This is a genomic window from Amycolatopsis sp. NPDC101161, from assembly GCF_044768185.1.
In the GTDB taxonomy this organism is placed as follows: domain Bacteria; phylum Actinomycetota; class Actinomycetes; order Mycobacteriales; family Pseudonocardiaceae; genus Amycolatopsis.
In genome coordinates this window covers 732,949-745,369 of the sequence record NZ_JBIWPI010000001.1, presented here as the reverse complement: position 1 = coordinate 745,369, position 12,421 = coordinate 732,949, and the positions used below count along the sequence as shown (strand labels likewise).

14 protein-coding genes are annotated in these 12,421 nt (G+C 70.5%); 6 read left to right on the top strand and 8 right to left on the bottom strand.

Annotation, left to right across the window (positions count from 1 at the left end; translation table 11 throughout):
* Positions 1-14 precede the first annotated feature (14 nt).
* Positions 15-347, bottom strand: a complete 333-nt coding sequence (locus tag ACIRSS_RS03645; protein WP_400890120.1) for a YnfA family protein — start codon at positions 345-347, stop codon at positions 15-17.
* Between the two features lie 18 nt (positions 348-365).
* Here ACIRSS_RS03645 and ACIRSS_RS03640 point away from each other — a divergent pair, with 18 nt between their 5' ends.
* Complete coding sequence (locus ACIRSS_RS03640) at positions 366-1,160, top strand: DUF4184 family protein (RefSeq protein WP_400890118.1); 795 nt, start codon at positions 366-368, stop codon at positions 1,158-1,160.
* On the opposite strand, the gene ACIRSS_RS03635 is transcribed toward ACIRSS_RS03640, so the two are convergent.
* The 7 genes from ACIRSS_RS03635 to ACIRSS_RS03605 are packed head-to-tail and all read right to left on the bottom strand — an operon-like array spanning position 1,150 to position 7,546.
* Positions 1,150-1,551, bottom strand: a complete 402-nt coding sequence (locus ACIRSS_RS03635) for a metal-sulfur cluster assembly factor (RefSeq protein WP_400890116.1) — start codon at positions 1,549-1,551, stop codon at positions 1,150-1,152. The two genes, ACIRSS_RS03640 and ACIRSS_RS03635, sit on opposite strands and share 11 nt — an antisense overlap.
* On the bottom strand, positions 1,548-1,997 hold the full coding sequence (sufU, locus tag ACIRSS_RS03630; RefSeq protein WP_400890114.1) for a Fe-S cluster assembly sulfur transfer protein SufU: 450 nt from the start codon (positions 1,995-1,997) through the stop codon (positions 1,548-1,550). Before sufU ends, ACIRSS_RS03635 begins: the two co-directional genes overlap by 4 nt.
* Positions 1,994-3,283, bottom strand: coding sequence for a cysteine desulfurase (locus ACIRSS_RS03625; protein WP_400890112.1), 1,290 nt, complete (start codon positions 3,281-3,283; stop codon positions 1,994-1,996). The genes sufU and ACIRSS_RS03625 overlap by 4 nt, the downstream gene beginning before the upstream one ends.
* Before the next feature lie 40 nt (positions 3,284-3,323).
* Positions 3,324-4,094: a Fe-S cluster assembly ATPase SufC gene (gene sufC, locus ACIRSS_RS03620; protein ID WP_086678000.1), complete on the bottom strand. Its 771-nt coding sequence runs from the start codon at positions 4,092-4,094 to the stop codon at positions 3,324-3,326.
* A gap of 34 nt (positions 4,095-4,128) precedes the next feature.
* Complete coding sequence (sufD, locus tag ACIRSS_RS03615) at positions 4,129-5,301, bottom strand: Fe-S cluster assembly protein SufD (RefSeq protein ID WP_400890110.1); 1,173 nt, start codon at positions 5,299-5,301, stop codon at positions 4,129-4,131.
* Positions 5,302-5,303: 2 nt separating this feature from the next.
* Entirely contained in the window at positions 5,304-6,752 is a 1,449-nt protein-coding gene (gene sufB, locus ACIRSS_RS03610) for a Fe-S cluster assembly protein SufB (protein ID WP_086678002.1), read from the bottom strand.
* Positions 6,749-7,546 (bottom strand): helix-turn-helix transcriptional regulator, encoded by a 798-nt coding sequence (locus ACIRSS_RS03605; protein ID WP_400893368.1) that lies wholly within the window; start codon positions 7,544-7,546, stop codon positions 6,749-6,751. The genes sufB and ACIRSS_RS03605 overlap by 4 nt, the downstream gene beginning before the upstream one ends.
* Before the next feature lie 171 nt (positions 7,547-7,717).
* On the opposite strand from ACIRSS_RS03605, the gene mptB reads away from it, so the two are divergent.
* From mptB to ACIRSS_RS03580, 5 genes are all read left to right on the top strand, one after another.
* Complete coding sequence (gene mptB / locus ACIRSS_RS03600; protein ID WP_400893366.1) at positions 7,718-9,349, top strand: polyprenol phosphomannose-dependent alpha 1,6 mannosyltransferase MptB; 1,632 nt, start codon at positions 7,718-7,720, stop codon at positions 9,347-9,349.
* Between the two features lie 6 nt (positions 9,350-9,355).
* Positions 9,356-10,282, top strand: a complete 927-nt coding sequence (locus ACIRSS_RS03595; protein ID WP_400890108.1) for an ABC transporter ATP-binding protein — start codon at positions 9,356-9,358, stop codon at positions 10,280-10,282.
* Positions 10,279-11,064 carry an ABC transporter permease gene (locus ACIRSS_RS03590; RefSeq protein WP_400890106.1) on the top strand — a complete coding sequence of 262 codons (786 nt, stop codon included), beginning with the start codon at positions 10,279-10,281 and terminating at the stop codon, positions 11,062-11,064. The genes ACIRSS_RS03595 and ACIRSS_RS03590 overlap by 4 nt, the downstream gene beginning before the upstream one ends.
* Before the next feature lie 95 nt (positions 11,065-11,159).
* Positions 11,160-11,354: a hypothetical protein gene (locus ACIRSS_RS03585; RefSeq protein ID WP_400890104.1), complete on the top strand. Its 195-nt coding sequence runs from the start codon at positions 11,160-11,162 to the stop codon at positions 11,352-11,354.
* A gap of 85 nt (positions 11,355-11,439) precedes the next feature.
* Positions 11,440-12,405, top strand: a complete 966-nt coding sequence (locus tag ACIRSS_RS03580; RefSeq protein WP_400890102.1) for a heme A synthase — start codon at positions 11,440-11,442, stop codon at positions 12,403-12,405.
* Positions 12,406-12,421 lie beyond the last annotated feature (16 nt).

The window sequence follows — 12,421 nt, the reverse complement described above, 5'->3', positions numbered from 1 at the left end:
CGCCACCGGCTTCGTTACCCGGTCCGGGGCGCGTACATGATCACCGCGACCCCCGCCAGGCACAGCAGCGCGCCGATGACGTCGTAGCGGTCCGGGCGGTAACCGTCCGCGACCATCCCCCAGGTCAGCGAGCCCGCGACGAACACGCCGCCGTACGCGGCGAGGATGCGGCCGAAGTGGGCGTCCGGCTGGAGGGTCGCCACGAAGCCGTACACACCCAGCGCCAGGATCCCGCCGCCGATCCAGAGCCAGCCGCGGTGTTCGCGCACGCCCTGCCAGACCAGCCACGCGCCGCCGATTTCGCACACCGCCGCCGCGAGGAACAGGACGATCGAGCGCAGGACCACCCCGGGATACTAGCTCCCGTGCCGTTCACGCTGAGTCACCCGGCCGCCGTGCTCCCGCTGGCGAGACGTCCCCTAGTCCCCTCCGCGCTCGTGGCCGGGTCGGTCGCGCCGGACGTCTTCTGGTTCGTGCCGCGGCTGCCCGGCGTCGGCCTGACGAAGACGCACGAGTTCGCGTCGGTCCTCTGGCTCGACCCGCTGCTCGCCCTGGTCCTGCTGGCCGTGTTCCACGTCCTCCTGAAACGGCCGCTGCTGGCGCTGGCACCGTCCCCGCTGGCCGCGCGGCTCCCGCGGTGCTTCAGCTGGAAACGGCCGGGCTGGATCGCGCTCTCGCTCGTGCTCGGTGCCGCCACGCACGTCGGTTGGGACGCGTTCACCCACGAAAGCGGCGGGCTGCCCTTCCTGAAGATCCCGATCGTCACCGGCGTCGACGTCGGCCGGCTGATCCAGCTGGTCAGCACGATCGCCGGCGCCGCGGTGCTCGCCTGGTGGCTCGTGCGCTGGTACCGCACCGCGCCTGCGCGTCCGGTTCCGCCGGGCACGCGGCACCGCACGGCCGTCACCGCGTTCCTGGTGGTCGGCGCGCTCATCGGCGTCCTGGTGCAGGTGCTGCCGTTCCTGGCTCACCACGACCCGATGACCCGCGCGGGCGTCGTCGGCAACGCGACCTACCTGGCGGTCACCGGCGCCTGCAGCGGGTTCTTCGCCGCGCTCGTCCTGTACGCGCTGGCCTGGCACGCGCGGTATAGAGCGTTATACACAAAGCGGGCCACCTCGGAAGGTGACCCGCTCGATGTGCAGGAGATCAGACGGTGAAGCCGAGGGCGCGCAGCTGCTCGCGGCCGTCCTCGGTGATCTTCTCCGGGCCCCACGGCGGCATCCAGACCCAGTTGATCCGGAAGTCCTTGACCAGGCCGCCGCTGGTGAGCGCGGCGTTCGTCTGGTCCTCGATGACGTCCGTCAGCGGGCAGGCCGCGGACGTCAGCGTCATGTCGAGGGTCGCCGTGTTGTCCGGCTCGACGCGGATGTCGTAGACCAGGCCGAGGTCGACGACGTTGATCCCGAGCTCGGGGTCGACGACGTCGCGCATGGCTTCCTCGACGTCCTCGATCTTGGCGAGGTCGAGGTCCTGCTTCGCCGTCGTCTCGGCGTCGAGGTCGGCGGCGGTGCGGCCCTCACGAGCGGCAGTGGCGGTTTCTTCGGTCATGCTTCCTCAGCTCCACTGGTGGTCCGGGCGACGGCGTCCTTGAAAGCCATCCAGCCGAGGAGGGCGCACTTCACGCGGGCCGGGTACTTGGCGACGCCCGCGAAGGCTACCCCGTCCTCCAGCACGTCCTCGTCCGGCTCGACCTTTCCCTTGCCCTGCATCAGTTCCACGAAGGCGTCCATGGTGGTGAACGCCTCGTCGATCGTGTGGCCCACGACGAGATCCGTCATGACCGACGTCGAGGCCTGGCTGATCGAGCAGCCCTGGCCGTCGTAGGAGACGTCGGCGACCTTCCCGTCGTCGACCTTGACCCGCAGCGTCACCTCGTCGCCGCAGGTCGGGTTGACCTGGAACGACTCGGCGTCGAACGGGTCGCGCAGGCCGCGCCCGTGCGGGTTCTTGTAGTGGTCCAGGATGATCTCCTGGTACATGCTCTCCAGGTTCACCGCGCCACCCCGAAGAACTTCTGCGCCTCGCGGACCCCCGCGACCAGGGCGTCCACTTCGGACAGGTCGTTGTACAGGTAGAAGGACGCGCGCACGGTCGCCTGGGCGTTGCACGCGCGGTGCAGCGGCCACGCGCAGTGGTGGCCGACGCGGACGGCGATGCCGAGGCTGTCGAGCACCTGGCCGGCGTCGTGCGGGTGCACGCCGTCGATCACGAACGACACGGTCGCGCCGCGGTCCTTCAGGTCGGTCGGCCCGACGATCCGGACGCCCGGGATGGCGCCGATGCCCTCGATGGCCGCCGCGGCGAGCTCGTGCTCGTGCGCCGCGATCCGGTCCATGCCGATGGCCGAGAGGTAGTCGACGGCCGCGCCGAGGCCGATGGCCTGCGACGTCATCGGCACGCCGGCCTCGAACCGCTGCGGCGGCGGCGCGAAGGTCGAGCCCTCCATGCGGACCATCTCGATCATCGACCCGCCGGTCAGGAACGGCGGCATGGCCGACAGCAGCTCGGTGCGCCCGTAGAGCACGCCGATGCCGGACGGGCCGAGCATCTTGTGCCCGGAGAACGCGGCGAAGTCGACGCCGAGGGCGTGGAAGTCCACCGGGAAGTGCGGCACCGACTGGCAGGCGTCGAGCACGGTGAACGCGCCGACCGCCTTGGCCTTCTCGACCAGGAACTCGACCGGGTTGACCGTGCCGAGCACGTTCGACTGGTGGGCGAACGCGACCACCTTGGTGCGCGGCGTGATCAGCTCGTCCACATCGGACAGGTCGAGGCGGCCTTCCGGGGTCACCTTGAACCACTTCAGCGTCGCCCCGGTGCGCTGGCACAGCTGCTGCCACGGCACGAGGTTCGCGTGGTGCTCCATCTCGGTGACGACGATCTCGTCACCCGGGCCGACGACGAAACGCGCGGCTTCCGGGCCCGCGGTGGCGGCGTTGCCGAACGAGTAGGCGACCAGGTTGATCCCCTCGGTGGCGTTCTTGGTGAACACCAGCTCCTCGGGGTCGGCGCCGACGAACTCGGCGATCTTCGCCCGGGCGGACTCGTAGGCGTCGGTCGCTTCTTCGGACAGCTGGTGCGCGCCGCGGTGGACGGCGGCGTTCGACGTGACGACGTAGTGCCGTTCGGCGTCGAGCACCGCTTCCGGGCGTTGGGACGTCGCCCCGGAGTCCAGGTACACCAAGGGTTTCCCGTCGCGGACGGTGCGCGACAGGATGGGGAAGTCGGCCCTGAGGGCCGCCACGTCCAGTGGCAAAGAGCTGGCCGAGGTGGTGGTCATCGGGCCGACTCCTCTCATTCTCGGTGTGTACTGGCGGAAGTCAGAGCGCGGCGGGCTCGGGCTTGCCCACGTACTTGACGTAGCCGTTCTCCTCCAGCTCGTCCGCCAGCTCCTTGCCGCCCGACTCGACGATCTTGCCGCCGGCGAAGACGTGCACGAAGTCCGGCGTGATGTGCCGCAGGATCCGGGTGTAGTGCGTGATCAGCATGACGCCGACCTCGCTCGAAGCCTTGTACGCGTTCACGCCCTCGGAGACGACGCGCAGGGCGTCGACGTCGAGGCCGGAGTCGGTCTCGTCGAGGATGGCGAACTTCGGCTTGAGCAGCGCCAGCTGCAGGATCTCGTGGCGCTTCTTCTCGCCGCCGGAGAAGCCCTCGTTGACCGAGCGCTCGGCGAACTCCTGCGAGATCTCGAGCTTGCCCATCTCCTCCTTGACCTCCTTGACCCAGTGGCGCAGCTTGGGGGCCTCGCCACGGACCGCGGTGGCCGCGGTGCGGAGGAAGTTGGACATGGACACGCCCGGCACCTCGACCGGGTACTGCATCGCGAGGAACAGGCCCGCGCGGGCGCGCTCGTCGACGCTCATCTCGAGGACGTTCTCGCCGTCGAGGAGCACCTCGCCGGAGGTCACCTGGTACTTGGGGTGACCCGCGATGGCGTAGGACAGCGTGGACTTGCCCGAGCCGTTCGGGCCCATGATCGCGTGCGTCTCGCCCGACTTGATGGTCAGGTTGACACCCTTGAGGATCTCCTTGGCGCCCTCGTCGGTCGTGACCGAGGCGTGGAGGTCCTTGATTTCCAGCGTTGCCATGTCTTTTCTTTCCTGAAGTCTGGGGTGGACGGCGTCAGGCGCCAACGGCTTCGAGCTCGGCCTCGATCGCGGCTTCGAGGCGCTCGCGCACCTCGGGGACGTCGATCTTCACCAGGATCTCGTGGAAGAACCCGCGCACGACCAGGCGCCGCGCGGCTTCTTCGGCGATCCCGCGCGACTGGAGGTAGAACAACTGCTCGTCGTCGAACCTTCCCGTCGCGCTCGCGTGGCCGGCGCCTTCGATCTCGCCGGTCTCGATCTCGAGGTTCGGCACGGAGTCCGCGCGCGCCCCGGGCGTGAGCACCAGGTTGCGGTTGAACTCGTAGGTGTCGGTGGCCTCGGCCGCGGCGCGGATCAGCACGTCGCCGATCCAGACCGTGTGCGCGCCCTCGCCCTGCAGCGCGCCCTTGTAGCCCACGCGCGACTTGCAGTTGGGCACCGCGTGGTCGACGAAGAGGCGGTGCTCCTGGTGCTGGCCGCCGTCGGCGAAGTAGACGCCGAGCATGTCGACGTCGCCGCCCTTGTCGGTGAAGGTCGCCGTCGGCGAGACGCGGACCAGGTCACCGCCCAGGGTGATCACGGTGTGCCGCAGCGCGGCGTCGCGGCCCAGCTTCAGGTGCTGCTCGGAGACGTGCACCGCGTCGTCGGCCCAGTCCTGGACGCTGACCACGGTGACCTTGGCGCCGTCGCCGATGACGAACTCGACGTTGTCGGCGTAGGTGCCGGAGCCGACGTGGTCGAGCACGATCACGGCTTCGGCGAACGCCTCGGCGCGGACCTGCAGGTGCCCGTAGGCGACCTGGTCCTCGCCCGGGCCGTGGATGCGCAGCACGGACGGCTTCGACGCCTTCGTCTCCTTCGGCACCGTCACGACGGTGGCCTTCCGGAAGGACGAGTACGCCTGGGCGGCGATCCGGTCGCTCGGGACGCCGGCCTGGCCGAGCCGCGAGTCGTCGCGGCCGACGGTCTCGATGGTCAGCTCGGGCGCGGCGTCGGCTTCGAGGGTGATCTCGCCGGTGGCGACCGCGCTGCCGTCGTGCAGGCCGCGAAGGCGCTTCATCGGCGTGAAGCGCCAGTTCTCCTCACGGCCGCTCGGGACCTCGAAGGCCTCGACGTCGTAGGAGGTGAAGCGCTCCGCGCGGGAGGCGGCCGGGATGACCGCCCCCTCGCGGAGTCCTTCGGAAACGTTGTTCTCGGTAACCGACATGACTAGCCGACGGACCCTTCCATCTGGAGCTCGATCAGGCGGTTCAGCTCGAGCGCGTACTCCATCGGCAGCTCACGGGCGATCGGCTCCACGAAGCCGCGCACGATCATCGCCATCGCCTCGGCCTCGTCGAGACCGCGCGACATCAGGTAGAACAGCTGGTCCTCGCTGACCTTGGACACCGTGGCCTCGTGGCCCATGGACACCTCGTCGTTGCGGATGTCCACGTACGGGTACGTGTCCGACCGCGAGATGGTGTCGACGAGCAGCGCGTCGCAGACCACGCTGGAGCGCGAGTGGTGCGCCCGCTTCGCCACGCGGACCAGGCCGCGGTAGGAGGTGCGGCCGCCGCCGCGCGCCACCGACTTCGACACGATGGTCGAGGACGTGTGCGGCGCGAGGTGCTCCATCTTGGCGCCCGCGTCCTGGTGCTGGCCCTCGCCCGCGAACGCGACCGAAAGGACCTCACCCTTGGCGTGCTCGCCCATGAGGAAGACCGACGGGTACTTCATCGTCACCTTGGAACCGATGTTGCCGTCGATCCATTCCATGGTCGCGCCCTCTTCGCACTTGGCGCGCTTGGTGACCAGGTTGTAGACGTTGTTCGACCAGTTCTGGATGGTCGTGTAGCGGCAGCGGGCACCCTTCTTGACGATGATCTCCACGACCGCCGAGTGCAGCGAGTCGGACTGGTAGATCGGCGCCGTGCACCCCTCGACGTAGTGCACGTACGCACCTTCGTCGACGATGATCAGGGTGCGCTCGAACTGGCCCATGTTCTCGGTGTTGATCCGGAAGTAGGCCTGCAGCGGGATCTCGACGTGCACGCCCTTCGGCACGTAGATGAACGAGCCGCCGGACCACACCGCCGTGTTCAGCGCGGAGAACTTGTTGTCGCCGGCCGGGATGACCGAGCCGAAGTACTCCTGGAACAGCTCCGGGTGCTCCTTGAGCGCGGAGTCGGTGTCCAGGAACAGGACGCCCTGCTCCTCCAGGTCCTCGCGGATCTGGTGGTAGACGACCTCGGACTCGTACTGCGCGGCGACGCCGGCGACGAGGCGCTGCTTCTCCGCCTCGGGGATGCCGAGCTTGTCGTACGTGTTCTTGATGTCCTCGGGCAGGTCCTCCCAGGAGGTGGCCTGCTTCTCCGTGGACCGCACGAAGTACTTGATGTTCTCGAAGTCGATCCCGGAGAGGTCGGCCCCCCAGTTGGGCATGGGCTTCTTCTCGAAGAGCTTGAGCGCCTTGAGTCGCGCTTCGCGCATCCACTCCGGCTCGGACTTCTTCCCGGAGATGTCGGTGACGACATCCTCGTTCAGCCCGCGACGGGCGCTGGCGCCCGCCTCGTCGGAGTCGGCCCAGCCGAACGCGTACTTGCCAAGGGACTCGATGGTCTCTTCCTGGCTCAGTGGCGCGGTGGTGGGAGTGCGCTGCTCGGCAGCGGCAGTCATGCGGGTTTCCCTCCATTCGGGATCCGTGCTTCCTCCGGGGACCGCAGCGGGGCCGTCCTCGGAGGCTCTGTGCTTACCGGCTCGGGATGGGCCGGCTGACCCGCCGTGACGGGTACGTGGGTGGTGCACGCGGAGTCACCGCGCGCGATGGTCGCCAGCCGCTGGACGTGGGTGCCCAGCAGCTGCGCGAACGCCTCGGTCTCGGCCTCGCAGAGCTGCGGGAACTCCGCGGCCACGTGGGCGACCGGGCAGTGGTGCTGGCAGAGCTGGGCGCCCACGTTCTGACCCGGAGCCGGAGCACCGACCTGACGGGTCGACGCAGCGTAGCCCTCCCTGGTCAACGCGGTCGCGAGGGCCTCGGCGCGTGCCGCGGGATCACTCGATCCGGTGATCGCCGAGCGGTGCGGCCCGACCAGCTTCTCGATGCGGCGCTCGGCGAAGGCGCGGACGGCGTCTTCGCCGACGTGCTCGGCCAGGAAGCGGATGGCCGACACGGCCAGGTCGTCGTAGGCGTGCCCGAAGCGCGCGCGGCCGGGCTCGGTGAGGAGGAAGAGCTTGGCCGGACGACCCCGGCCTCGGGGTCCCCGGCGCGGCGCGTCCCGCGTCTCGGCCTCGCCGTCGGCGAGCAGCGCGTCGAGGTGCCGGCGGACGGCCGCCGGGCTGATCCCGAGCTGCTCGGCGACCACGACGGCGGTCATGGGACCCTGTTCCAGCAGCAGCCGGGCGACCTCGTGCCGGGTCTTGCCCTCGGCGCTGACCTGCGACGGGACGTGCGGGTTCGCAGCGCGGGGCATGTCGCCGCCCGCCTGGTCACCCGCCTCCGTCTTTTTCACAACACAAGTGTGTCTTATTTCCGGAGGACCCGCAAAGGCGGGGTCTTCGGCAGTGACCCGACTCACTCCGGGGCGGACCGATACCCTGCACGCGTGGCTGTGGGCGAACATCCTGCGCAGCAGGAACGGCAAGTGGCGGAGCTGGACACCGGGAGTGCCCACCCCGTCACGCTTTCGCCCGTCCGCCCGCTGGAGCCGCTGCCCCTGGAGGCCGACGAGCAGCGCGGCCTGAACGTCGTCCGCCGCTTCGGCACGGTCGGCTCGCTCTTCCTCGCCCTGGGGTCCCTGGGCGCCGGCGCCGCCCCGGTGATCAACCCGGTGCAGGAGATCCCGGTGCTGCGGCTGTTCACCCGGATCCCGACGGTGTCGCTGGCCATCGCCATCTCCGGGATGGGCATCCTCGTGCTCAGCTGGCTGATGCTCGGGAAGTTCGCCCGGCCCGACCGCGCCCGGCTCGCGTCGCAGGGCCAGCTCGCCCGCACCATCGCGCTGTGGGTGCTGCCGCTGCTGGTCATCCCGCCGCTGTTCTCCCGCGACGTCTACAGCTACCTCGCGCAGAGCGAGATCGTGCACCGCGGCATGGACCCGTACGTCCTCGGCCCGGCGCAGGCCCTCGGCGTCGCCGACCCGTTCACCGCGGGCGTGTCGAACATGTGGCGCGAGACGCCGGCGCCGTACGGGCCGCTGGTGCTGCGCCTCGGCGGCTGGCTGGCGCCGCTGGCCGGCAACAGCATCGCCGTCGGCGTGCTGCTGCAGCGGCTGCTCGCGCTCGCCGGCGTCGTCCTCATCGTCTGGGCGCTGCCCCGGCTGGCCCGCCGCTTCGGCGTCCAGCCCGCGACCGCGCTGTGGCTCGGCGCGCTGAACCCGCTGCTGATCTTCCACTTCGTCGCCGGCGCCCACAACGACGCGCTCGCCGTCGGCCTGATGCTCGCCGGCCTCGAGGTCGGCATCCGCCGGCTGCCGATCCGGGTGAAGGGCGACACGCCACCACCGCTCGCGCGCGGGGAACTGCTGTACATCGGCCTGGGCGTGGCGATCATCACCCTGGGCGTCGCAGTCAAGCTGCCCGCGGTGTTCGCGCTGCCGTTCTTCGCCGTCATGGTGGCGCGGCGCTGGCACGGCCGGCTCAAGGACCTCTTCTACGCGGGCGCGCCGATGGCGGCGTGGTTCGGCGTGGTCCTCGTCGCGGTGTGCTTCGGCACCGGGCTCGGCTTCGGCTGGGTCGGCGCGACGTTCAACACCCCCGGCCTGGTCCGCTCCTGGATCTCCCCCACCGCCGAGCTGGCCAACCTCTCCGGCGTCCTCGGCATCGCGCTCGGGCTCGGCAACCACACCAACGGCCTGGTCCCGATCCTCGGCGCGCTCGGCTACCTCATCGCCATCGCCATCACCGCGAAGTTCCTGTGGGACAGCTTCAAGTGGCGCTACCGGCCGATCATCGGCCTGGGCGTCTCCCTCGGCGCGGTGATGATCCTGCAGATCAACCTGCAGCCCTGGTACGTCCTGTGGGCGGTCATCCCGCTGGCCGCGGCGGCCGGGACGTCCCGGTTCCGGGTGGCCGCGGCGGTGCTGTCCGCCGCCCTGCCGTTCCTGCTGCCGCCGACCGGCAGCACCTTCGACGGCCGCCCGTACGTGCTGCCGTTCGCCTACGTCGCGGCGATCGTCGTGTGCGGCGGCGGGATGCTGGTCGTGCGACGGCTCGCTCCCGTCTTGCTCTCCAGGCCGTCCCCGCGGCTGCCCGCGCATGTCGAACCCGTATCGTGACCCGATGTGAGTGCCCCCGCCGTCGAGATCACCGGGCTGGTGAAAAGCTACGGCTCCACCCGCGCGGTCGACGGTCTCGACCTGCGGATGGAGCGCGGCAGCCTGCTCGCCCTGCTCGGTCCGAACGGGGCCGGCAAGACCACCACCGTCGAGATCTGCGAAGGCTTCCTCAAGCCTGACGCCGGTTCGGTGCGCGTGCTCGGCCTCGACCCCGTCCGCGAGTCGGCGCAGCTGCGTCCCCGCGTCGGGATCATGCCCCAGGGCGGCGGCGCCTACCCCGGCGTCCGCGCCGACGAGATGCTCAACCTGGTGGCCTCCTGCGCGGCGTCCCCGCTGGACCCGGCGTGGCTGCTGGACGTGCTCGGGCTGGCTTCGGTCCGGCGGACACCGTTCAAGCGCCTCTCCGGCGGGCAGCAGCAGCGGCTTTCGCTGGCGTGCGCCCTGGTCGGGCGGCCCGAGCTGGTGTTCCTGGACGAGCCGACGGCGGGCATGGACCCGCAGGCCCGCCGGCTGGTGTGGGACCTGCTGTCGGCGTTGCGCCGCGACGGCGTTTCGGTGCTGCTGACCACGCACCTGATGGAGGAAGCCGAGGCGCTGGCCGACACGGTGGTGATCGCTGACCACGGCAAGGTCGTCGTCTCGGGTGCGCCGCAGTCGCTGACGGTGGACGAGAGCGGCAACGCGGGCCTGCGGTTCAAGGCCCGCACGCGCCTCGACACGGAGCTGCTGACGGCGGCGCTGCCGGAGGGCTACGCGGTGCGCGAGTCGGCACCGGGCACGTACGTCGTGGTCGGCTCGGTCGACCCTCAGGTCGTGTCGACGGTCACGGCGTGGTGCGCCCAGCAGGGCGTCCTGCCGGAGGAGCTGCAGGTCGGCAAGCGGACGCTCGAAGAGGTCTTCCTGGAGCTGACCGGACGGGAGCTGCGGGCATGACTTCGTTCCCCGCCGGGACCTTCACCCCCGCACCGGGCCGCGGCTCGCTGGGCCGGATGCTGCGCACGCACGCCCGGGTCGAGGCGAGCCTGACCCTGCGCCACGGCGAGCAGGTGCTGCTGACGCTGCTGATCCCGCTGGCGTTGCTGATCGGGCTGTCGCTGCTGGACATCCTGCCGGCCTCCTCGCTGGGCTCGACGTCCAAAGTGGACTGGATCACGCCCCGCATCCTGGCGCTGGCGGTGATGTCGTCGGCGTTCACGGGCCAGGCGATCGCCCTGGGCTTCGACCGCCGCTACGGAGTGCTGAAGCGCCTGTCGGCGACGGCGTTGCCCCGGTGGCTGCTGGTGGCGGGCCGGCTCATCGCCGCGCTGGTGGTGGTCGTCCTGCAGTCGGTGATCATCGGCGTGGTGGCGGCGTTCCTCGGGTGGTCGCCGTCGGTGTCCGGTCTCCTGTCGGCGGTCCTGCTGCTGGTGCTGGGGACGCTGGCCTTCGGGGCGCTGGGCGTGCTGCTGGGCGGGGCGTTGCGCGCGGAAGCCGTGCTGGCGCTGGCGAACATCGTCTGGTTCGTGCTGCTGCTGGCGGGCGGGATCCTGCTGGCGCCGTCGTCGTTGCCTTCGGGGCTCGCCGCGGTGGTGGAACTGCTGCCGTCGGGTGCCTTGGCGGAGGGGATGCGAGCGGCGTTGGTCGACGGCTCGTTCGCCCCCGGGCCGATGCTGGTGTTGGCGGTGTGGGCGGTGCTGGCGGGAGCGGTGGCCTCGCGCACCACGAAACTCACCTGAGTCCGATCAGGACGGGTAGAAGTGACCTCACGGACGGCGTGCCGTCCTGAAAAGGTCATCCGGATCCGCATCCGGACCCCAGGGGGCAGCTTCACATGGTTTCGAAAACCCGCGTCTTCTTGATCATGCTGCTCCTGCTCGTGGTGGCGATCGGCGCGATCATCCTCCTGGTCAAGCTGGACGCGGGAGCGTTCTGGATCCGGACGGTTCCCCTCGCCGTGCTGGGCTTCGGGGCCGTCATCGCGCAGTCGATGGGCTGGTTCCAGAAGAAGGCCAAGAAAACCGAGTGACCTAGGTCCCTTGCGGCCGCGCCGCCGTTCTGGGCGCCGGGACCTGCCGAAAGCCCGTTTCCCGCGCGGTTCTACCATCGACGGCGTGCCGTTCACCAGCCTCGTCGCCCGCCTGCCGTTTCCGTCCGCCGCCGTGCAGCGGGCCGTCGGGATCGCCGCCGTCGTCGCGCAGGCGCTGATCGGCGTCACCGGCTCGATCGTGCGCGTCACCGGGTCCGGCCTCGGCTGCCCGACCTGGCCGCAGTGCGTCGCCGGCAGCCTGGTGCCCAAGCACGACTCCGGCATCGACGCGCTCAACCAGTGGATCGAGTTCGGCAACCGGCTGCTGACGGGTGTCGTCATCGTCGTCGCGGCCATCGCGGTCATCACGGCGTGGCGCGTGCAGGTCGACCACCCGTCCCGCACGCGCCTGGTGAAGCTGGCCTGGACGATGCCCGGCGGCGTCGTGCTGCAGGCCGTTGTCGGCGGGATGACCGTGCTCGCCAAGCTCGAGTGGTGGACCGTCGCGATCCACTTCCTCGCCACCACTCCCCTGGTGTGGCTCGCGGTCCTGCTGCTGCGCGCGTTCCGCGAGGGCGACGAGCCCGCGCGCTCGCTCGTCCCCGCGTCCGGCCGCGGCATCCTGGTGGCGCTGGCCGTGGTGATGTGGCTGGTCCTCGCGGCGGGCACGACGGTGACCGGCGCCGGCCCGCACAGCGGCGACATCAACACCCACCGCCTCGACGCCCCGGTGGAGTCGCTCGCCCAGGTCCACGGCGGGCTGCTGGTGCTCTACTTGCTGCTGCTCGCGGTGTTCGGCCTCCAGCTGATGCGCATCGGCGCGCCGAAGGGGCTCTGGCAGCGCTACATCGTGGTGTGGGTGGTCGCGGTGGCGCAGGGTGGGCTCGGTTCGCTGCAGTACGCGCTGGGCGTGCCGGAGGCGATGGTGTCGTTCCACGTCCTCGGCGCGATGGCGGTGATCATCGCGACGGCGTCGCTGTGGGTCGGCAGCCGCGACCGCGGCCCGGCGGTGTCGCTGACGGCGGCGCCTAAGGAACTCGCCACCGCCTGAGCAACCGGCGGCCACC

What these genes read in the sequence shown, in the direction of transcription:
- ACIRSS_RS03585 (WP_400890104.1), top strand. Translation starts at nt 11,160, where the DNA reads ATGGTTTCGAAAACCCGCGTCTTCTTGATCATGCTGCTCCTGCTCGTG.
- sufC (WP_086678000.1), bottom strand. Translation starts at nt 4,094, where the DNA reads ATGGCAACGCTGGAAATCAAGGACCTCCACGCCTCGGTCACGACCGAC.
- ACIRSS_RS03635 (WP_400890116.1), bottom strand. Translation starts at nt 1,551, where the DNA reads ATGACCGAAGAAACCGCCACTGCCGCTCGTGAGGGCCGCACCGCCGCC.
- ACIRSS_RS03625 (WP_400890112.1), bottom strand. Translation starts at nt 3,283, where the DNA reads ATGACCACCACCTCGGCCAGCTCTTTGCCACTGGACGTGGCGGCCCTC.
- sufD (WP_400890110.1), bottom strand. Translation starts at nt 5,301, where the DNA reads ATGTCGGTTACCGAGAACAACGTTTCCGAAGGACTCCGCGAGGGGGCG.
- ACIRSS_RS03605 (WP_400893368.1), bottom strand. Translation starts at nt 7,546, where the DNA reads ATGCCCCGCGCTGCGAACCCGCACGTCCCGTCGCAGGTCAGCGCCGAG.
- ACIRSS_RS03590 (WP_400890106.1), top strand. Translation starts at nt 10,279, where the DNA reads ATGACTTCGTTCCCCGCCGGGACCTTCACCCCCGCACCGGGCCGCGGC.
- sufB (WP_086678002.1), bottom strand. Translation starts at nt 6,752, where the DNA reads ATGACTGCCGCTGCCGAGCAGCGCACTCCCACCACCGCGCCACTGAGC.